Raw genomic sequence first — 20,507 nt, 5'->3', positions numbered from 1 at the left:
CCGAGGGTGATTGGGTTAGTAAATTCCCTTACCATACAAGCAGCCCAAGCAATGACTCGAGTAATTTTACAGCGCCTAAGGTGGTCCGAGTCTCAACCGGCTCTTGGATCTCGTTTTTGAGATAATTATTGATATGCTTGTTCTCCAGCACCAGGGAATAGTCAGGATCAATCTGAACGAAGTCGATCGGCTCCTTGTACTGAAGCTTCAACTCGATGCGTTCGCCTTCCCCGTTCCAGACCTTTTTCTCCGTATGCCCGTCTTTAAAGCTGAACAGCAGAGGGACCTTGGAAGCATCGCCGCCCAACTGCCGGAGGGTGACAACCGATTCGTACAGAGGCGTTCCTTCCTTGGAGGTAATCTCCCGGACCTGAATATCCTCCACGGCAAAATCAGCCATCCCGCCGTTGTATACATATTGCTTGAAATAACTTTTCCAGCTTCGTCCGGTAGTCTGCTCTACAATCCGTTCAAAATCGGCCGTAGTCGGATGCTTAAAGCGATACTTTGTACTATAGCTGTACATAATTCGCTTCATCGTCTTCGTCCCGACCTGGCGCTCAATATCAAGCAGAACCAGTTTGCCGCGATAATAAACGTTTTTGGCGTAATTGTCTCCCGATCCGTACTTCCAGGCCACTTCGGTAAGGGATACAGGGGAAGTAATGATCGCGGACTGAACCGGCAGGTTGGCTTGAATGCCGAACTCCTGCTCCATTAGCTTATCCTCGGCATAGGAGGTGAAGGCCTCATCCAGCCAGGCCTCTTCGAATTCGTTGCTTGCGACCATTCCGTAGAAAAATTGATGCCCAATCTCATGGATGACCGTACGCTCCAGCTCATCGTAGCTGGGGGAATCGCCGGATGCACCGAATGCCGTTATTAAGGTCGGATACTCCATCCCGCCCGCTCCGTTGCCTTCTTCCGGAGGGACGACGATGGACAAGGTAGAGTAAGGATATCTTCCATACCATTTGCTGAAATTTGCCAGAGCGACCTTGGCCGCATAGAAATAACGTTCCTTCAAATCCTCATGCTTGGGATCGAGATACAGCTTGATCCGTACTCCGGGTACCTCGGACGAGGAGAAAGGCTCCTCGACATAGACAAAATCAGGGGATGCCGACCATGCAAAATCATGCACATCATCCGCATAGAACTGGATCGACTTGCGGCCGTCCTTTCTGATGGCGGGCTTGGTCTGGAAGCCGGTGGCCGCGACCGTATAATGGTCAGGGACATCGATATTCACGCTATAGATTCCGAAATCGGAATAAAATTCAGAATTGCCATGATACTGGTGAAGGTTCCATCCCTCGGCAGTTCGGCCCCTCGTTCCGGCCGGCTCGTAGACGCTGAGCTTGGGGAACCATTGACCAGCCATCACGAAGTCCCCTGCCGCTCCCATGCGTGCAAAAATTTTAGGCAGCTCGACCTTGAACTGAATCTTGAGCGTAATGCTCTCCCCGCCCCGAACCGTGACCGGGAGGCGGACCTTCGCCAGAGTCTGGTCATTTGCGTTTCCATCATCAGGCTGGACGAACTGGATCCGGTGGAGTAGTGAAATACCGTCCGTGGTCCGGATCTCTGTCAGCTCCATGCCGCCCCAGCCATCCTTAGGCATCACATCTCCGCGCAGCTTGCCGCCGGATTCCTTCATAAAGGTCGTATCAGCGGAGGCAAAGGCATTCGGATACAGATGAAAATACAGCTCATTAACCGCCTTTTTTCCGGGGTGCGTCCAGGTGACCGTCTGAGTACCCGTCAGAACATGGTTTTGTTCATCCAGCTTCACCTGAATGTGGTACTCGGTAACCCGGTAGCTAAGCACCTCGGCTGTAGGCTGCTGAATGCTCTCTGCTGCAGAAGGAACGGGTTTGTTGCTGCTGCCTGAGTCAGCATTGGCCAGGGTCTCGGCGGCAGCCAGGGGCTTGACCTGTTCCGAGGCATAGGAAGTCTCTTCCCCGGGCGGTGAGGCCAGGGAGTAGCGGAGCGTGCCGACAATAAGGCAAATGGCGAGAATAGATAAGCCGAGAATAGTAGTTCGTCGGGTCATACAATGGATACCTCCCGTTGACAAGCATCTACAGCATGTATATGTTTGCATTTGGGAGATTATTAGCTAAAATTAAATTAATCTGACCCGGTTTCAGGAGGAACATATGAATAAAGAGAAGAAAATATTTGCGCTGAACATTATCAGCAATGAGGATAAGAGCAAGCACAAGGGGTTCGGGGCCGGTTCCATTGACCTGAACAGCATGTCACCCGTTATTCTTGACGGTAATGAAGCCTATATCGATATTGGTGCAATGCATGCGAAGAGCAAAGTAGAGAAGGGAATCAAGTTCTCTATGAACCGGGACGACGTTCCTAACGGTCGTCAGGTGTGGATTGTATGGGTTGCCGTGGATCGCTCGCCGGAAGGGCAGTTTTACGGCGGCTTGACGGCTTGCGAGATGTGGATTGATACGGAAGCCAGACGCGGCTGGAAGATTCTTGCCGATCATGTGAACCGGATGGACTATGCCTTGAAGCGGAAGGTGCTTCTGGAGGGACTTTCCCCGGAACAAAAGCAACTGCTTAAGAAGCTGCTTCTGGATACCAATGAACAATGGTGGGAGCGGTCTCCGGATCATGTGAAGGCAGCATTTGAAGACTGATCAGGACCGGGGTATCACAAAAGACAAATAGAGGACGTTCTCCCGTGGCAGCGAGCTGCGGAGGGACGTCCTCTATTTCTATAGAAAGAAAAGAATCCTTTCTCTTACGGAAGCATGTAGAACTTCACCGTAGGATCTGCACTGGAGTAGGGCGATTTAGCCGAAAATTTCAGTTGATTCCCGGTTCTGCCCATGTAGGTTAACCCGTCTCCGACTCCCCATTCACTATGCTCAATCATATCAATCGATTCCTCGCTGTGCAGGCTAAGATACAGGGGAACGGCAGCGCCGGAGCTCCGGTCGACCAGCAGCAGTGTACCTAGGGTATATTCCCGAATCAAGAAGAAGTCATCCTCTATGGCCTCAAGACTGTACACCTCATCCGCTGTCCCATAATTTTCAAAGCGGATAGTCTCCTGTACGGTTCCGTCCGGTGACACCAGATCGGCATATTGACCGTAATTCATGATGATTTGTCCCTTATGGCTCAGTGCATCAGGCAGCAAATTCACCATGGAAGGTCCGCCATAGGAGTAGCCGGCCTGATATACCTGCTTGCCGCCATGGATTAGAACCCGGATTCGGTCATTGAATATATGAGGCTCCCCATGGGCGTTGCTGATCTCCAGCACGTAAGTGTCCTTATCTATGGATGCCGCATCCATGTACAGCCAGTCCGGTGATCTAAGATTGATCGCCCCCAGGCGCGAAGGAAGCGTTCCGGCACGGCCGCCATAGAGCGTATTTTGAGAACGGTTAAGCCAGAACAGCATATCCCCTGAACTCGATAAAAGGTAGCGCGAGGTAAAGGAGAAGCTGATATTTTGTTCGCCTGAAGAGGTGATCGGAATAGAAAATAGCTTGGAGAATAGAGAGGCTGGCACATAGGTAACTCCATTCTTGACAAGGACAGATGCCCCCAAAGACAAGACGGCTCCGCTCTGGCTTGTCGCTTTTGCACTGCCAGCCTTGAACTGGGCGGTCTGGGTTATGCCTGTAAGCTGGTAGCTCTTGGCAGATGAGTTATAGGTTAGCTGCAGATCCAACAGCGGAGCGACCTCCCGAAGGGGAAGATAGAGCTGTCCCGATTGCTTGAACGGCTTGGTATTCAGGGTATAAATAGTCTTCTCTGCTGCTGCGGCTTGAGTCGTCAGAGCTGATAGCCCTGGCAGACCGGATAGGCCAGGTATGGCGGGAACGGCGGTTGCTGCAACGGTCAGGGCTAGAGCTGCTGCAGCTACTCGTGCTGTTGTTGATGGGATCTTGCGCATGTTACTCCTCCTCTAAATTTCCAGCATTTATCTATTTATTAAACAAACGCGGGAAGTCCGAAGAAGGTTTCGAGTGAGCTTCAGAATTTTTATCAACGATCGATACATACGGATTGTCACGATAATAGAAGCGCCAGGGCTTCGCCGCATATTCCTCTGCGTAAGGAATATTGATGCGCGGAGCGGCGACGATCGTCTCGCCGCTCCCGTCGGCGCCCGGCCCTCCTGCGGCAAGCCGCAGCGGGCTGGCGCCGCTATAGAACAGTGCGCCGTTCAGCGCCTTGTCGATCCCCAGAGCCCGGCACAATTTGCCGGGTCCTCCCGACAAGTCCGCTGGCCGGCGCACAAGGGAGCCGCGGCAGCGCCGCATGAGGACTTCGTCCTCCAGCGTCAGCGGCTCCACCGCCCGGATCAGGACGGCCTGCGGATCGTCCTGCGGCCCGGTTACCACATTCAAGCAGTGGTACATGCCGTAGATCAAATACACATAGGCGGCTCCGCCCCCGCCAAACATTACCTCCGTGCGTGCTGTGCGCCGCCCGCCGTAAGCATGGCTGCCTTTATCCTCCACACCGCCATAGCTCTCTGTCTCGACAATCCGGCAGCGGATCATCCCTTCCTCGGTATCCCGCTCCAGAATCTGCCCCAGCAGCAGCGGGGCCGCCTCCAATGCCGAGACCGAGTAGAACGAGCGAGGAAGGAGATCACCGGGCGTAAGCCCAAAATTCATGATGAAGAGCCCCCTCTTTGGTCGCTGCCAGCATGATTCCCAAGCTGCAGCTTGTTTTCCTTCATCATATCGGCGCCATGAAGCAGAGGCAAGTCAGCATCGATCAAGAGCATGCTGTCTTTTCGCTCAACTTATATAATGGTGGTAGTTAGTAAACTAATTTTCCTACGATCCAGGTAATAGGGAAATAGGATCTTAAGCCTAGGGTTACAACTACAACTACTTCTATATTACTCAGTCCTCGTGTCGTCAATTTTAGTGCCATTCTGCACTAAAATCGTCGCCTTACCGATTTACAATTAGCTTGCGAACAAAGGAGTGTACTTTGTGTAATTACTAATTACTACCGACAGTGGAATTAATTCATCCACCATCGCTTCAGATCGCTCCACCAGGACCGGTTTTCCGGCTCTTCCTGAACCGGCAAAGGCGCCAAATCCTCGGCTTCCACACTTTCGCCGCTGTGCTCGGTACAGAATTCGGTCGGCTCCGTTCCTTCTAGGAAGACTACGAGCTGCTTGTCAGGGCAGTCTGCGGTGGCCAGCTTGCCGCTGGAAGGATCAATATAAGCGCTCACCACGCCATCCGGCATCGGAAAAATTTTCGGAGGCACCTTTTCCAGCGCCTTCTCCGTAAACTTGGCGAAGATCGGTGCCGCCTTGCGCGATTCTGCCGTTCCAAGCGATTTCCCCTTGTCATAACCGACCCAGACTGCGGTTGAAAGCTCCGGAGTATAGCCCACAAGCCAAGCATCCGTGCTGGTTGTTCCGGTCTTCCCTGCGACCGGTCGCTGAATCACCTCGGAGACGCGGTTACCGGTGCCGCCCACCTCGAACACGCCCTCCAGCAGCCGGGTGAGTACATAAGCCGCCGCCGGCTCGATGACCTGCTCCTGCTTCTGCTCCTTGGTCTCATAAAGCACATGGCCTTCCTCGTCCGTTATTTTCAGCACGGCCACCGGCTCAATCCGCTTACCTTGATTACTGATGACGGCAAAGGCTGAAGCCATCTCGAACGGACTGACCGGAGAAGTCCCCAGCGCAAGCGAAGGAACAGGTGTAAGCGTACTGGTAATCCCCATCTTTGCTCCTAATGCAGCGACCTCCTCTGCGCCTATGGTCAGCAGCGTATTTACAGCATAAATATTGTCGGAGGCTGCGATCGCACGACGCATATCGATCTCTCCCAAATACTTGTCCCCGTAATTTTTCGGGCTATAGGTTTTGCGGTCCTCATCATAGTGGAACAGGGTCGGCTGGCTGTTGAACATGCTGACCGGTGTCATCTTTTTCGACGAAAGTGCAGCTAAATACATAATCGGCTTGAAGCTGGAGCCGGGCTGCCGGGTCTTGGCGAAGACATGATTATATTGACTGGTCGTATAGTTCGTGCCGCCTACCAGTGCCTTTACATAGCCGTTGCGCGGATCGATCGCTACTAATGCCACCTCAAGCCCATCGCTTCCTTCCAGCTCTGAGGCAACGGCATCCTCGGCAGCGCGCTGTGCATCCATATCAAGGGTGGTGTAGATGCGAAGTCCGCCGCTTTCCAGCAGATCCTCATTGAATCCAAGCTCATTCACGACTACATTTCGGATATAGTCGCGAAAATAAGGAGCTTGATCGCCGCCAGTCCGCTGCTGTGGCGATTGAAAGGCCAGCAGCTCCTCATACGCCTTCTCGGCCTCATCGGCTGTGATTGCCCCGATCTCCTTCATGGCGTTCAGGACGATCTTTTGCCGATCCTTGGCATTTTTCATATGGTTGTAGGGCGAATAGTAGGTGGGTCCCTTCGGGATTCCGGCTAAAATGGCACTCTCCGCCAGATTGAGCTCCTTTGCAGATTTGCCGAAATAGAGCTGGGCCGCCGCTTCAATTCCGTAGGCTCCGCGTCCATAATAAATTTCATTTAAATACATATTCAAAATTTCGTCCTTGCTATATTGCATTTCCAACTGGGCGGTATACTTAGCTTCCTTAAGCTTGCGGGACCAAGTACGCTCGTGGGACAGATAGAGATTACGGGCCAGTTGCTGGCTAAGCGTGCTGGCGCCCTGCACCTTGTCCATCTCCCGGAGATTGACGAGTACAGCCCGGAGCATTCCCTTTATATCGAACCCGAAGTGCTCATAGAACTTCCGGTCTTCAACGGCTAGTGTGGCCTGAACGACCCAGGGCGATATATCCTCCAGCTTCACCTGTTGCTGGTTTCGTTCGCCGGTTGTGAACACAGCGATAGCTTGACCCTGCAGATCGAGCAGCTGAGAGTTGCGGTCAGCACCTGCAGGCGGGAGCACCGCTTGGTACAGATAGACAAGTAAGCCGCCAAGCAGCACCGCTCCGGCAAGCGTAAAGACCAGCATGAATTGGAATAACCTCAGCCATTTACCGCGCCGAGGCTTGCGATTACTGCGTGTTAGCTTTTGCATGCGTACTCCCCCCTATAAGTGCGTGTTCAAAAGATGAATTTTTCAACAACCTCTAAAAAATGAAATTGCCAATGATTGGATGTCCTATCTAACAGTATGGGGAAGAGAATGGTACTTTATTCTGTGAATTTCATTGACGATGATAATCATTTTCAATTAGAATGAGAATAAATGATTATTTTAATTTTTATAGAATGCCTTTGAGGAGGAACAATTGCATGGAGTGTTTTGATGTCACCATTATTGGCGGCGGTCCAGCCGGCATGTACAGTGCTTTCTATAGTGGTATGAGAGATATGAAGACAAAGCTGATTGAGGCGAACGAGGTACTGGGAGGACGCATGCTTCATTACCCTGAGAAAATGATCTGGGATGTTGGCGGCGTGACACCGATGCCATGCGAGAAGCTTATCGGGCAATTGGAGCAGCAGGCGAGAACCTTCGATCCTGAGATTATTCTCGGCGAGCAGGTTACCCACCTGTCTCTTCAGGAGGACGGCACCTATATTTTGACGACAGCCTCCGGTGAGCAGCACTGGACCAAGACAGTGATCATGGCGGTAGGCTACGGCATGATCAGGCCGGCAAAGCTGGAGATCGAAGGCGCGGAACGTTTTGAAGTGACGAATCTTCATTATACTGTGCAAGAGCTGGAGGTATTTCGAGGCAAGCATGTTCTGATCTCGGGCGGTGGCGACTCTGCGGTCGACTGGGCAAATGAATTGGAGCCGGTAGCAGGGTCAGTCACGGTTGTGCATCGGCGGAATGAATTTGGCGGTCACGAGCGTAATGTGACGCGGATGAAGGAATCCTCGGTACGGGTTCATACCCCATATAAAGTTGAGAAGCTGCACAGTGTAGATGGAGAGACGATTAGTCAGGTCACGGTTGCCCATATGGAGTCAGGCGCAACGATGTCCTTCGACGTGGATGCAGTCATCGTAAATCATGGCATGAAGAGCGACTTTGGCCCGATTCGCAATTGGGGCATCAAGATGGGAGAATGGACGGCTGAGGTCGACGAGCAGCTGCAGACGGCGCTTCCGGGCGTATTTGGCGCGGGTGACTATATCGATTACACGAACAAGGTTCGGCTGATTGCCGGGACATTTACTGATGCGGTTCAAGCCGTAAATGGCGCAAAGCGCTTTATCGAGCCGGAGGCAGATCAGTACGCCATGGTATCCTCCCATAACAACCGCTTTAAAGAGAAGAACCGGGCGCTCGGGGCAGCCGAGGAATAGCTCCGAAGTACGGCGTGCAGCCCTCACTTGGACTTCTCGGAGTCATTCCGCTGTGTTATTCTCGGCCGGGTTTGGTTAAGGTAAGGGTAACCAAACTATATCTAAGCGGAAAGAAGGGGTTGCAAGGTGGAGTTATGGTTCACTGAGAAGCAGACGCCGGAATTCGGAATTACAGCTAAGATCCGCGAGACCTTGGTCACTGAGAAGACAGAGTATCAGGATCTGGCCCTAATAGATACGGAGGAATTCGGAAGGATGCTGGTGCTTGACGGAATGGTTATGACCACCGTGAAGGACGAGTTTGTCTACCATGAGATGGCTGCGCATCCTGCGCTCGTTACCCATCCTGATCCCAAGCAGGTCCTGGTTGTGGGCGGAGGGGACGGCGGAGTCATCCGCGAGGTCATCAAGCATCCTCAAGTAGAGAAAGCCGTTCTTGCAGAGATTGACGGTAAGGTAATCGCCTACTCCAAGCAGTATTTGCCGGAGATCGCAGGCCAGCTTGATCATCCGCGGGTGGATGTGCAGGTGGGCGACGGCTACATGCATATTATCCAGAGTAAGGACAAATACGATGTCATCATCGTCGATTCGACCGAGCCGGTCGGTCCGGCTGCGCCGCTGTTTGAACGCGGCTTCTATCAAGGCATTCATGAGGCGTTGAAGGAAGATGGCATTTTCGTGGCGCAGACCGATAACCCGTGGTTCAAGGCAGATCTGATTCAAAAAGTGAACAGGGATGTAAAGGATATTTTTCCGATCGTCCGGGTGTACGGAGCCAACATACCTACTTATCCAAGCGGCTTGTGGACGTTCACCATGGGCAGCAAGAAGTATGACCCGCTTGAAGCCGAGGAAGCGTCCATCGCTGAACTGGACACCAGGTATTATACGCCTCGCTTGCATAAGGCGGCCTTTGTTCTGCCGAGGTTTGTGGAGGATCTGGTGAAATAGGTGGGTACTGGGCAATGATATGCAGAATGAATAAGCCTGTGCGGTTTGCATTTAGATGCCGCACGGGCTTTTTTTGGCTACTGAATATTGGCTATTAGATACTGATACTGGATATGGATGGATTACCTTGACCCGTGATGATTGTGCAGGGAGTGAAGGATGGTTTGTACGATATTTCGTGCGAAAAATGCTCTTTTCGGGGGAATGACGGGTATTTTAACTGAAAGACCATATAACTTTTCGAGTCTTGGATACTGTGCATTGATTTTTGTATGATTTTTCGTACAACCTGGATCAAGCAGACAAGGGTTGGAGAGCAACTTGTGCGAAAAATTGTACAAGTCTCTTCGTATTTCCTGCAAGCGCTCCGGCGGAGGGAGCTCTCCGGGCACTACATCACGTTCAGCGATCCTGGACAGACTCCCGTTCTCTTATTGAATTGGCGCCTCGAACTGGATATAGTAGTACAATAGGAACCATGTATGATATAGAATGGAGATTCAGGACATGCCGGAACAGACCAAGGCCAGAATTGTGGTGAAGAGCCGACAAGGGCGGGAGGAGACCGTCCAGGAGTGGATAGGGGTGGTCTTTGTCAAAGAAGATGCAACCTATATCCGTTACGAGGAGCCGGAGGAGATTCAGGGTAGCGGAGCAACCCGGACACTGGTGAAAATCACCGGAGGCGCTCTGAAAATTATGCGTCACGGCGGGGTGGAGTCGGAGCAGACGTTCGAGGTCGGACGGCGGCTGCCGGGGTTTTATCGCTCACCGCTGACCAGCTTCAATCTTTCGACGCGCACGCGGTCTTTGGAGACGAATCTGACGGGGACAACCGGTCATGTAGTCTGTGAGTATGATTTGTATGTCTTTGAGGACTTGTCGGGACATTTCGCTATCAGCTTACATATACAGGAGGAACAGTAACAATGACAGTCAATCCATTGGAAAGAATCAATCAGGCATTAAAGGAAGCGATCGCCGAGGCGATTATCGCGGCAGGCCTAGCGCAGCGGGAGGAAGTTCCGGTCATTGTACTGGAGGTGCCGAAGGAAAAGGCGCATGGAGACCTGGCAACCAATGCGGCTATGCAGCTCTCCCGGATCGCCAAGAAGAACCCGCGCCAAATCGCCGAGGAACTGATCGGGTATCTCGACTATGCCAAGGCGGGCATCGAGCAGGCTGAAATTGCAGGCCCGGGCTTTATTAATTTCCGGCTAGGCAAAAGCTATCTGTATCCTGTCATCGAGCAGGTCTACAGCCAAGGGAAAAATTACGGACGAGTCGATGCAGGTCAAGGGGAGCGGGTTCAGATGGAATTCGTCAGCGCGAACCCGACGGGAAGCCTTCATTTAGGACATGCCCGGGGAGCGGCCGTGGGGGATGCCTTGTGTAATGTGCTGGACTTTGCGGGCTACGAGGTAACCCGGGAATACTACATTAATGATGCAGGCAATCAGGTTGTCAACCTGTGCAAGTCTATTGAAGCAAGATATCTTCAGGAGCTCGGACAAGATGTTCCGATGCCGGAGGATGGCTATCACGGCGAAGACATCAAGGGCTTTGCCAAGGAGCTCGTCTCCGAGAAGGGCGATGCGCTGTTGTCAATGACGGCCGAGGAGCGCGAAGCGTTCCTGCGCAGTTATGGGCTGGAAAAAGAGCTCGCCAAGATCAAGCGAGACCTTGGGCGCTTCCGGGTTGACTTCGACGTCTGGTTCAGCGAGACTTCGCTGTATGAGGATGGACAAGTAGAAGCCTCCCTCGCCGAGCTTCGCGAGAAGGGCCAGACTTACGAGCAGGATGGGGCTACCTGGCTGCGCACAACCGATTATGGAGATGACAAGGACCGCGTTCTCGTTAAGAACGACGGCACCTACACCTATCTGACACCGGATATTGCCTACCACCGCAACAAGTATGACCGCGGCTTCAACCGCTTGATCAATATCTGGGGGGCGGACCACCATGGATATATTCCTCGGGTAAAGGCGGCTATGCAGGCACTCGGCAAAAATCCAGAGCAGCTTACCGTGCTGATTGCCCAGATGGTCAGCTTGTTCCAGGATGGGGAAAAGGTGAAGATGTCCAAGCGGACCGGCAAAGCGGTTACGATGGTCGATCTGATGGACGAGGTCGGCGTGGATGCGATCCGTTACTTCTTCACAATGCGGAGCATGGACTCCCATCTGGATTTTGACATGGATCTCGCGATTTCGACCTCGAACGAGAATCCGGTTTATTACGTGCAATATGCGCATGCGCGAATTTGCAGCATTTTCCGCCAAGCGGAGGAGCAGGGCGTGGAGATCCCGCAGCCGAATGCGGTGAACTTCAGCAAGCTGACGGCAGAGCATGAATATGATCTGCTCCGCAAGATGGGCGAGCTGCCGGAGGAGATTGCGGTTGCGGCGAACAGCTATGCACCGCATCGCCTGGTGCGCTATGTATATGAGCTGGCAGCGATGCTGCACAGCTATTACCGGGCTGAACGCGTCATTACGGAAGACGCGGAACAGACAGCAGCACGTCTCGTGCTGCTCGGGGCCGTTCGCACGGTCATTGCGAACGTGCTCAGGCTCATCGGCGTGTCCGCGCCGGAGCGGATGTAGTGCCCGCCGCCGCGCCTGCCGCCCTGCCTCTCTAGCAGGGCTGGCACGCGGTGCGGCCGCGAAGCCGGCAGGGAAGTCTCTAGGAGGACTTCCCTGCCGGCTTTTTTGCGCCTGCTACGGGGGCTTTGCGGCCCCCTCCCCGCAGCAGGCGGGAGGCACTGACCTCCCCCGGCGGGTGGGAGGTCTTGCTCTTGCCGGCCGCGCCTGCAGGCAGCGGCCGGGCCGTGCGCCGCAGCCGCCGCTTGATCTCGGCGGGCGACAGGCCCGGGCGCTGGGCCAGCAGCAGCGCGATGGCGCCGCTGACGTGCGAGGTGGCCATGGAGGTGCCGTTCATCTCCTTGTAGCCGTTGCCCAGCCAGCAGGATTTGACCTTCTCGCCCGGCGCATAGATATCGATCCGCGATCCGCGGTTGCTGAACGGAGCGATCCTGCCGTCGCGTCCGGTTGCTCCGACGGAGATCGTATACGGGTACCGGGCGGGATAATCTGCACCATTGCTCTTCTTATCGTTGCCCGAGGAAGCAACCACCACAATACCCGCGTTATACGCTTTGCGGACTGTGTTTAGCAGCGCCTGGCTCTTGCTCTTCATGCCGAAGCTCATATTAATGATGTGCATCCGGTTCTGGACGCACCAGTCGATGCCCAGCACAATATCCGAGACATAGGCTGAGCCGTTATGGTCAAATGCTTTGACAGGATGAATGAGCGCGCGCGGGGCAACGCCCATCATCCCCTTGGAGCCGCCCGAGGCGGCAATAGTACCCGCAATATGCGTCCCATGCCCGTTATCATCATGCGGAGGACTCATCGGGTTGAGCAGATTGACCCCTCTGGACAAAGAGCTTCGCAGATCGGGGTGGCTGAAGTCGGCCCCGGTATCGATCACGCCGATTCGAATCTGATGTCCTGTGGAGACGGACCAGGCTTCAGAGGCCCCGATCCGGCGAATTCCCCATGGCAGCCCGGAGGACAAATCCTTATCGAGTGCACTTGCCGCCAGGATATCTACAGGCTCATCCTTTTCCGCAATTACCCCGAATCGTTCGCGCAGCGTCTTGGGGTCCAGAGCGCCCTGAGGGCACAGCAAAGCCCCGAGCAGCGGGGAGATGCGAATCTGATCAAGATTCGGATAGCGCTCTTGCTCTTCTTGCAGCCGGGCTGTGATCTTGATGTATTGTCCTGGAGAACTGAATCGGAGAATGTAGCGGCCATTCGGGCCAGAGGTGTTCGTGGTCTCATTCAAATACCGCAGGAAGCTGGATTCATCCATGCATGTAGCCCTCCTGTCCGAAGCGTGTTGAGGTATTGTATGACGCCTCGAGGAACCATGAATGGGGTAGGGGCCCTGCTCTTATAAAATAGGCAGCCCGGCGGCTGTCCCGGATGGAGAGGGAAGTTTTTTCAGGATGGGCATGCAGGCACCGTGTCAAAGTGCGGGATAAAACATACGATACAGGGAAGGGCTTGAAGGCGCTTCGCCATCTTTTGAAGCTGAAGGGCGGACTTCGCTTCAAAGTGGATACAGTCATGAGGCGGGGGATTTGTTCCCCCGTCTCTTCTTATTGATCTGTCCACGGTTTGGGCACAACTAAAACTTGCTTTTTAATGGCAAATAAGGTTTACTATTTTGTGATATGGATATGTTTATAAGATGCATTGTCCTCTAGGGCAGTGTTATCTTGTAGGATGATTAATAGCTGTTGAACATTGTTGCGAGAGGAAGTGTCCGTAAGTGAGTACCCCGCTCAATTTGAAATTGGACCCGGAAAAAGTGCAAGAGATTCCGATGGTCGACTTGGCCTTTATGATCTTGAAGGTGGCGAACACGCCATACTATTACCGAGACTTGATGAATGAAGTTGCAAAGGTCCGCGGAATGTCCGAGGAAGAAATAAATGATGCCATTGCCCAGCTGTATACGGAGATCAATATTGATGGCCGTTTCGCCTGCGTAGGTACAAATCTATGGGGCTTGAAGCGCTGGTATCCGATTGAGCGTTCTGAGGATCCGGTTGGGAATGCCAAGCGTCCGCGCATTATTAATGACGAAGACGATGATTTGGATGATGATTTCACCGAAGAGGAAGAAACCTACACCTCTGACGATGATGATTTCGATGCGATCGATGAAGAATCCGAAGACGAAGACGAGCTGTTCACGGATGATGACGAAGAAGAAGTGGAAGAAGTCGAGGATGATTCTCTTCTTGAAGACGAGGACATGGTCGATGAAGAAGAGGAAGAGCTCGATGAGGAGTCGGAAGAAGAAGATTTTGACGAAGAAGAAGACAAATAATTGCCACTTAAGATTAGCCTGAAATTGCCTTGACAGGGTTTCTCGTAACGGGTAAACTATTGCATGGGCTTATGAAACAAATTCAAAAAAACTGTTCATAAAAAGTGCCCCGACTTGTTCGGGTGTCACTTTTTTTGTTTTTTTAGGCCTATTTGCTATGTTTTTTAGCGGAATAGGCAACGCTATATGAAGTTATTTTTGACGGGACCCGTACTAATTTAGGAGGTTTTTGGACAGTGGCAAAATATATTTTCGTGACAGGCGGCGTTGTGTCCTCATTAGGGAAGGGGATTACAGCAGCATCGCTCGGCAGATTGCTGAAGAACAGAGGCTTGAAGGTAACGATTCAGAAATTCGATCCGTACATCAACGTGGACCCTGGAACCATGAGTCCTTACCAGCATGGAGAGGTGTTCGTTACGGACGACGGGGCGGAGACGGACCTGGATCTCGGACACTATGAGCGGTTCATTGATATTAATCTGTCCAAGAACAGTAACGTAACAACGGGTAAAATCTATTCCTCGGTTATCGGCAAAGAGCGCCGCGGCGAATACTTGGGAGGAACCGTACAGGTCATACCGCATATTACGAATGAGATTAAGGAGCGCGTATTCCGTGCCGGACGTGAGGCGGGTTCGGATGTAGTCATCACCGAGATCGGGGGCACGGTCGGGGATATCGAGAGCTTGCCGTTCCTTGAAGCCATTCGGCAGATCAAGAGCGATATTGGCCGGGAGAATGTCATGTACATTCACGTTACCTTGATTCCTTATATCAAGGCTGCTGGAGAGGTCAAGACAAAGCCGACTCAACACAGCGTCAAGGAGCTGCGCAGCATTGGAATTCAACCGAATGTCATCGTCTGCCGGACCGAGCATGAACTGTCTGATGATATGAAGGCGAAGATTGCCTTGTTCTGCGATATCGATCCGAACGCCGTGGTGGAATGCCGCGATGCCGATACCTTGTATGAAGTACCGCTTAATCTGCGTGAGGAAGGCTTGGACGAGATCGTCGTGAACCACCTGAAGCTGACGACTCCTGCACCGGATATGAGCGAGTGGGAAGGCTTGGTAGAACGGATCAACAAGCTGGAGAAGACCGTCGAGATCGCCATTGTTGGTAAATATGTGGCGCTTCATGATGCTTATCTGAGCGTGGTAGAGTCCCTCTCCCATGCGGGCTTTGCGGCTAATGCCGATGTAAAGATTCGTTGGGTGAACGCTGAGGAGATTACGGAAGAGAATGTCCACGAGCGTCTGCAAGGTATTGGGGGAATTCTAGTTCCCGGCGGCTTCGGAGACCGTGGAATCGAGGGCAAGATCACTACAATCCGTTATGCGCGGGAGAAACAGATTCCGTTCTTCGGCATCTGCCTGGGCATGCAGGTTGCATGCATCGAGTATGCAAGATCCATGGTTGGATTGCAGGGAGCGAACAGCTCCGAGATCGATCCTTCGACAGAATATCCGGTAATCGACCTGCTGCCAGAGCAGAAGGATATCGAGAACCTGGGCGGCACAATGCGTCTTGGACTGTATCCTTGCAAGCTTCAGGAGGGCTCGCTGGCTATGCAGTGCTACAATGATGAGCTCGTATATGAAAGACATCGTCACCGTTATGAGTTCAATAACACCTACCGTGAAGCGATTGAAGCAGCAGGGCTGCGTATTTCGGGTACTTCGCCTGACGGACGCCTGGTGGAGATTGTGGAGCTTCCAGATCATCCTTGGTTCCTTGCTGTACAATTCCACCCGGAATTTACTTCGCGGCCGAACCGTCCGCAGCCGTTATTCCGGGAGTTTGTCAAGGCTTCAATTACCCGTTTTGAATAGTCTGTGAAGGACGTTCATTACATGAAATAACAGGTTCTTGCCCAAATACCCCAAAATCTACAGGAAAATTTTCACCTTTATTGTTTTTTGAGTCTCTTTTTTCCAAATTAGAAGGGATTTCCAAGAACGAGGCGAATTATTTACTAGAATGTTAATTCCGATGGTGGATCTTGTAGGAGGGTTAGTCTAGTGGAAGAGAAGAAGGTACTAATCGTTGATGATCAGAACGGAATCCGGATTTTATTGATGGAAGTGTTCAGCAGCGAAGGTTATAAAACCTATCAAGCTGCCAACGGCAAGCTTGCTTTGGAAATTGTCCGCGGTGAATCGCCGGATCTCGTTCTGCTTGATATGAAGATTCCAGGGATGGATGGGTTGGAGATTCTGAGACATATTAAAGAAGTCAATCCGGATATCAAGGTCATTATGATGACAGCTTACGGCGAGCTTGACATGATTAAGCAGGCTCGTGATTTGGGGGCGCTGATGCACTTTACCAAGCCTTTCGACATCGACGAAATGCGGGGAGCCGTCAACATGCAGTTGCGTGGAAGTTCCGTGGTGTGACTGTATTTGACAACAAACAGGAAGTGTAAGCGGCCGGAGATGCACTCCGGTCGTTTTTGTTCGTCGAACCGACGCAAGCTTGATTCGTATTTTTGACATGTTGTGGTATAATAATAAGGTGTGAATGTCGGCTAGAGAAGATAATTCCATCATCCTTAGGAGGATTGAAACCCATGCCATTAGTATCTATGACAGACATGTTGAGTAAAGCGCTTGAGGGCAAGTACGCTGTAGGTCAATACAACATCAATAACCTGGAATGGACTCAAGCCATTCTGGCAGCAGCAGAAGCAGAGAAATCCCCGGTAATCCTGGGCGTTTCCGAAGGTGCGGCTCGTCATATGGGCGGCTTCTATACCGTTGTTAAGATGGTTGAAGGCTTGCTTCATGACATGAAGATTACTGTACCTGTAGCGATCCACCTTGACCATGGATCCAGCTTTGAGAAGTGTAAAGAAGCGATCGACGCTGGCTTTACTTCCGTTATGATCGACGGCTCCCATCATCCAATTGATGAGAACATCGCGATGACGAAGAAAGTGGTTGAATACGCTCATGCTAAGGGAGTATCCGTAGAGGCGGAAGTCGGTACTGTCGGTGGACAAGAAGACGACGTGATCGGCGGTATTCAATATGCTGACCTGAACGAGTGCGTTCGTATCGTGAAGGAGACAGGTATCGATACACTGGCACCTGCCCTGGGTTCCGTACATGGACCATACCACGGCGAGCCAAACCTCGGCTTCAAGGAAATGGCTGAAATTTGCGAAGCGGTTAAGCTTCCGCTTGTATTGCATGGAGGAACAGGTATCCCTAAACACGATATCGATAAAGCGATCTCCCTGGGTACTTCCAAGATCAACGTGAACACAGAGAACCAAATTGCATTTGCAAAAGTAGTTCGTGAAGTGTTGGCTGCGAAACCGGATGCTTATGATCCTCGTACATTTATCGCGCCAGGCCGCGAAGCGATCAAAGAGACCGTTATCGGCAAAATCCGCGAATTCGGTACTAGCAACAAGGCTTAATTACTATTAATTGCTTCAATTGAATACAGTGAGATGGAGAGCACACCGCCTAGACGGTGTCTTTCCATTTTCACAGCAAAAAAGTTTGGCTCAGTAGAGTGACCGAGCTGCAATTCATGTAGGGGGACCCTTGAGCTTATGGAGAAATTAATGATCAGTGGCGGACGTCCGCTGCGCGGGACTGTAACGATTAGCGGTGCAAAGAATAGTGCGATTGCGCTTATTCCGGCTGCAATTTTGGCAGAATCTGAAGTTGTGCTTGATAATTTGCCTCATCTTAGCGATGTGGCCATTTATGCCGAGATTTTGGAAGAGCTCGGTGCCCGCGTATCCTGGGAAGAATCCCAAATGCGTATTGATCCTTCCGATATCAGATCCATTCCAATGCCGAACGGCCCTGTCAAGATGCTTCGGGCTTCCTATTATATGATGGGGGCATTGCTCGGTAGGTTTAATGAGGCCATTATCGGACTGCCGGGAGGCTGCAATTTTGAACCGCGCCCGATTGACCAGCATATCAAAGGTTTTGAAGCGCTGGGCGCGACGGTAACGAATGAACATGGTGCAATTCATCTGAAAGCGACGGAGCTGCGCGGAGCCAAGATTTATCTGGACGTCAGCAGTGTCGGTGCTACGATTAATATTATGTTGGCTGCTACACGGGCCAAAGGACTTACAACTATTGAAAATGCGGCTAAAGAGCCTGAGATTATAGATGTAGCAACATTGCTCAATTCCATGGGCGCAAGCATTAAAGGAGCCGGAACCGAGACGATTCGGATCGAGGGTGTGAAGGAGCTTAAGGGCTGCCGGCACTCGATTATCCCGGATCGGATTCAGGCAGGCACTTATATGATCGCTGCGGCAGCAACCCGCGGTGATGTAATGATAGACGGGATTATTCCCAAGCACTTGGAGGCTCTTACAGCAAAGCTGCTGGAGATGGGCGTCTCCGTCGAAGAGCTGGACGAGTCCATTCGAGTGATCGGTACGTCAAGATATGAGCATGTGGATGTCAAAGCATTGGTCTACCCTGGGTTTCCTACGGACATTCAATCTCCGATGACCAGTCTGCTTACCCAGGCTGAGGGCGTTAGCGTGCTTAGCGACTTTGTCTATAGCAACCGGTTCAAGCATGTGCCTGAATTGGTTCGGATGGGGGCGAAGATTCGCGTAGAGGGCAGGTCCGCGATTATCGAGGGCTCCCCATTGAATGCGGCGAAGGTGAAAGCGGCGGATTTGCGTGCCGGAGCCGCGCTGGTCGTAGCCGGATTGACCGTGGAATCGGGGGTAACAGAGATTTCGGGGGTCGAATTGATCGATCGCGGATACGATAACCTGGTTACAAATCTACGGATGCTGGGTGCAGATGTTTGGCGTCAGGTTGAATAGGTAGGGCGATTCTCGCATAATGTGCTTAATATAGGGTAATAATAGACATTATAGTCTAGCAATTTTTAAGTGTTTCATATAATCGGAAAATAGGTGGTTATTACAATGGATCTGCAAATCGCCGATCTGGAAGAGATGAAGCTGACGGAGCTGTACAAGCTGGCAAAGCAGCATCAAATTCCATATTACGGACAATTAAAGAAGAAAGAGCTGATTTTTTCCATACTCAGAGCGCAGGCTGAGTCCAGCGGTCTGATGTTTATGGAAGGCGTACTGGAGATTTTACCGGAAGGATACGGTTTTCTCAGGCCGATTAACTATTTGCCCAGTACCGAGGACATTTATATCTCGGCCTCTCAGATCCGGAAGTTTGACCTAAGAACCGGTGACCTTGTATCCGGTAAATGCCGGACACCGAAGGAGAATGAAAGGTATTTCGGGCTGCTGCAAGTGAATGCTGTGAACGGAGAGAATCCGACGGTTGCTGCTGAGCGCTTGCACTTCCCGGCTTTGACCCCTTTATATCCGCAAGAAAAGCTTGTGCTTGAAACATCCCCGACGCATTTATCCACACGAATTATGGATGTACTTGCCCCAGTTGGCCTTGGACAGCGCGGATTGATCGTAGCGCCGCCAAAGGCAGGAAAGACCTTGCTGCTGAAGGAGATTGCCAACAGCATTTCTACGAATCGCCCCGACATCGAGTTATTCGTCCTGCTGATCGACGAGCGCCCCGAAGAGGTTACCGATATGCAGCGCTCTGTTAAAGGCGAAGTGATTGCTTCGACCTTTGATGAACTGCCTGAAAATCATATCAAGGTGGCAGAGCTGGTGCTGCAGCGGGCTCTCAGACTGGTGGAGCATAAAAAGGATGTTGTCATTCTGCTGGACAGTATTACGCGGCTAGCCCGTGCCTATAACCTGGTGGTTCCACCATCGGGCCGCACATTGAGCGGCGGGATTGACCCGGCTGCATTTCACCGTCCTAAGCGTTTCTTCGGCTCGGCGCGGAACGTTGAGGAAGGCGGCAGCTTGACGATTCTGGCGACCGCTCTCGTGGATACAGGTTCGCGGATGGACGACATTATATATGAAGAATTTAAGGGAACGGGCAATATGGAGCTTCACCTGGATCGCAAGCTGGCAGAGCGCCGTATTTTTCCGGCTATCGATATCCGGCGTTCCGGTACACGGCGTGAAGAGGTGCTGTTAACTAAGGAAGAGCTGGATACCATTTGGGCCATTCGTAAGAGTATGAATGATTCCCATGACTTTGTGGAGGGCTTCTTGAAGAAGCTGCGTGATAGTAAATCCAACGCTGAATTCCTGGCTTCGTTCGACGCGGCGGGCAATTCCACCGCTTCCAATAGCGGAAGCAACACTGCACGCCGAACCTCCCGTCCGTCGTCGTCTTCCAGTTCGAGTTCGAACTCTGCGACGTAGTCCCGTTGAACAGATCTGTGTTAATGGTAAGGCAAGAGTGT

17 protein-coding genes are annotated in these 20,507 nt (G+C 52.0%); 12 read left to right on the top strand and 5 right to left on the bottom strand.

Features of this window, described 5'->3' with window-relative positions:
• Window positions 1-28: 28 nt before the first annotated feature.
• Complete coding sequence (locus KQJ23_RS20870; RefSeq protein ID WP_216480849.1) at window positions 29-2,056, bottom strand: M1 family metallopeptidase; 2,028 nt, start codon at window positions 2,054-2,056, stop codon at window positions 29-31.
• A 106-nt stretch (window positions 2,057-2,162) separates the two neighbouring features.
• On the opposite strand from KQJ23_RS20870, the gene KQJ23_RS20865 reads away from it, so the two are divergent.
• On the top strand, window positions 2,163-2,663 hold the full coding sequence (locus tag KQJ23_RS20865; protein WP_216480848.1) for a YwhD family protein: 501 nt from the start codon (window positions 2,163-2,165) through the stop codon (window positions 2,661-2,663).
• A 104-nt stretch (window positions 2,664-2,767) separates the two neighbouring features.
• On the opposite strand, the gene KQJ23_RS20860 is transcribed toward KQJ23_RS20865, so the two are convergent.
• From KQJ23_RS20860 to KQJ23_RS20850, 3 genes are all read right to left on the bottom strand, one after another.
• Window positions 2,768-3,934 (bottom strand): stalk domain-containing protein, encoded by a 1,167-nt coding sequence (locus KQJ23_RS20860; protein WP_216480847.1) that lies wholly within the window; start codon window positions 3,932-3,934, stop codon window positions 2,768-2,770.
• Window positions 3,935-3,965: 31 nt separating this feature from the next.
• On the bottom strand, window positions 3,966-4,664 hold the full coding sequence (locus tag KQJ23_RS20855) for a DNA-3-methyladenine glycosylase (protein WP_216480846.1): 699 nt from the start codon (window positions 4,662-4,664) through the stop codon (window positions 3,966-3,968).
• Between the two features lie 358 nt (window positions 4,665-5,022).
• Window positions 5,023-7,092: a transglycosylase domain-containing protein gene (locus KQJ23_RS20850; RefSeq protein WP_216480845.1), complete on the bottom strand. Its 2,070-nt coding sequence runs from the start codon at window positions 7,090-7,092 to the stop codon at window positions 5,023-5,025.
• Window positions 7,093-7,310: 218 nt separating this feature from the next.
• Between KQJ23_RS20850 and KQJ23_RS20845 the strand changes: the two genes are divergently transcribed.
• From KQJ23_RS20845 to argS, 4 genes are all read left to right on the top strand, one after another.
• On the top strand, window positions 7,311-8,336 hold the full coding sequence (locus KQJ23_RS20845; RefSeq protein ID WP_216480844.1) for an NAD(P)/FAD-dependent oxidoreductase: 1,026 nt from the start codon (window positions 7,311-7,313) through the stop codon (window positions 8,334-8,336).
• 126 nt (window positions 8,337-8,462) lie between these two features.
• Window positions 8,463-9,290, top strand: coding sequence for a polyamine aminopropyltransferase (speE, locus tag KQJ23_RS20840; protein ID WP_216480843.1), 828 nt, complete (start codon window positions 8,463-8,465; stop codon window positions 9,288-9,290).
• A 507-nt stretch (window positions 9,291-9,797) separates the two neighbouring features.
• Window positions 9,798-10,217, top strand: a complete 420-nt coding sequence (locus tag KQJ23_RS20835) for a YwiB family protein (RefSeq protein ID WP_216480842.1) — start codon at window positions 9,798-9,800, stop codon at window positions 10,215-10,217.
• Between the two features lie 2 nt (window positions 10,218-10,219).
• Window positions 10,220-11,899: an arginine--tRNA ligase gene (gene argS / locus KQJ23_RS20830; RefSeq protein WP_216480841.1), complete on the top strand. Its 1,680-nt coding sequence runs from the start codon at window positions 10,220-10,222 to the stop codon at window positions 11,897-11,899.
• Window positions 11,900-11,978: 79 nt separating this feature from the next.
• Here argS and KQJ23_RS20825 read toward each other — a convergent pair whose 3' ends face one another.
• Complete coding sequence (locus tag KQJ23_RS20825) at window positions 11,979-13,172, bottom strand: S8 family peptidase (RefSeq protein ID WP_216480840.1); 1,194 nt, start codon at window positions 13,170-13,172, stop codon at window positions 11,979-11,981.
• 161 nt (window positions 13,173-13,333) lie between these two features.
• Between KQJ23_RS20825 and KQJ23_RS24035 the strand changes: the two genes are divergently transcribed.
• From KQJ23_RS24035 to rho, 7 genes are all read left to right on the top strand, one after another.
• On the top strand, window positions 13,334-13,468 hold the full coding sequence (locus KQJ23_RS24035) for a hypothetical protein (protein ID WP_283571218.1): 135 nt from the start codon (window positions 13,334-13,336) through the stop codon (window positions 13,466-13,468).
• A gap of 166 nt (window positions 13,469-13,634) precedes the next feature.
• Window positions 13,635-14,198, top strand: coding sequence for a DNA-directed RNA polymerase subunit delta (gene rpoE / locus KQJ23_RS20820; RefSeq protein WP_216480839.1), 564 nt, complete (start codon window positions 13,635-13,637; stop codon window positions 14,196-14,198).
• A gap of 236 nt (window positions 14,199-14,434) precedes the next feature.
• Window positions 14,435-16,036 carry a CTP synthase gene (gene pyrG, locus KQJ23_RS20815; RefSeq protein ID WP_216480838.1) on the top strand — a complete coding sequence of 534 codons (1,602 nt, stop codon included), beginning with the start codon at window positions 14,435-14,437 and terminating at the stop codon, window positions 16,034-16,036.
• Window positions 16,037-16,225: 189 nt separating this feature from the next.
• The gene (locus KQJ23_RS20810; RefSeq protein WP_044482666.1) at window positions 16,226-16,603 is read left to right on the top strand and encodes a response regulator; all 378 of its coding nucleotides are present in this window, start codon (window positions 16,226-16,228) and stop codon (window positions 16,601-16,603) included.
• 173 nt (window positions 16,604-16,776) lie between these two features.
• On the top strand, window positions 16,777-17,631 hold the full coding sequence (gene fba, locus KQJ23_RS20805) for a class II fructose-1,6-bisphosphate aldolase (protein WP_216480837.1): 855 nt from the start codon (window positions 16,777-16,779) through the stop codon (window positions 17,629-17,631).
• A 138-nt stretch (window positions 17,632-17,769) separates the two neighbouring features.
• Window positions 17,770-19,023 carry a UDP-N-acetylglucosamine 1-carboxyvinyltransferase gene (gene murA / locus KQJ23_RS20800; protein ID WP_216480836.1) on the top strand — a complete coding sequence of 418 codons (1,254 nt, stop codon included), beginning with the start codon at window positions 17,770-17,772 and terminating at the stop codon, window positions 19,021-19,023.
• A gap of 105 nt (window positions 19,024-19,128) precedes the next feature.
• Window positions 19,129-20,466 (top strand): transcription termination factor Rho, encoded by a 1,338-nt coding sequence (rho, locus tag KQJ23_RS20795; protein WP_216480835.1) that lies wholly within the window; start codon window positions 19,129-19,131, stop codon window positions 20,464-20,466.
• The last annotated feature ends 41 nt before the right edge of the window (window positions 20,467-20,507 follow it).

It is taken from the genome of Paenibacillus brevis, from assembly GCF_018919145.1.
Classification (GTDB): Bacteria; Bacillota; Bacilli; order Paenibacillales; family Paenibacillaceae; genus Fontibacillus; species Fontibacillus brevis.
This window is presented reverse-complemented; position numbering and strand designations above follow the sequence as displayed.

Coding starts and splice junctions, on each gene's coding strand:
- fba (WP_216480837.1), top strand. CDS start 16,777: ATGCCATTAGTATCTATGACAGACATGTTGAGTAAAGCGCTTGAGGGC.
- KQJ23_RS20870 (WP_216480849.1), bottom strand. CDS start 2,056: ATGACCCGACGAACTACTATTCTCGGCTTATCTATTCTCGCCATTTGC.
- KQJ23_RS20835 (WP_216480842.1), top strand. CDS start 9,798: ATGCCGGAACAGACCAAGGCCAGAATTGTGGTGAAGAGCCGACAAGGG.
- murA (WP_216480836.1), top strand. CDS start 17,770: ATGGAGAAATTAATGATCAGTGGCGGACGTCCGCTGCGCGGGACTGTA.
- KQJ23_RS20825 (WP_216480840.1), bottom strand. CDS start 13,172: ATGGATGAATCCAGCTTCCTGCGGTATTTGAATGAGACCACGAACACC.
- KQJ23_RS20865 (WP_216480848.1), top strand. CDS start 2,163: ATGAATAAAGAGAAGAAAATATTTGCGCTGAACATTATCAGCAATGAG.
- KQJ23_RS20850 (WP_216480845.1), bottom strand. CDS start 7,092: ATGCAAAAGCTAACACGCAGTAATCGCAAGCCTCGGCGCGGTAAATGG.
- KQJ23_RS20860 (WP_216480847.1), bottom strand. CDS start 3,934: ATGCGCAAGATCCCATCAACAACAGCACGAGTAGCTGCAGCAGCTCTA.
- KQJ23_RS20855 (WP_216480846.1), bottom strand. CDS start 4,664: ATGAATTTTGGGCTTACGCCCGGTGATCTCCTTCCTCGCTCGTTCTAC.
- rho (WP_216480835.1), top strand. CDS start 19,129: ATGGATCTGCAAATCGCCGATCTGGAAGAGATGAAGCTGACGGAGCTG.
- KQJ23_RS20845 (WP_216480844.1), top strand. CDS start 7,311: ATGGAGTGTTTTGATGTCACCATTATTGGCGGCGGTCCAGCCGGCATG.
- argS (WP_216480841.1), top strand. CDS start 10,220: ATGACAGTCAATCCATTGGAAAGAATCAATCAGGCATTAAAGGAAGCG.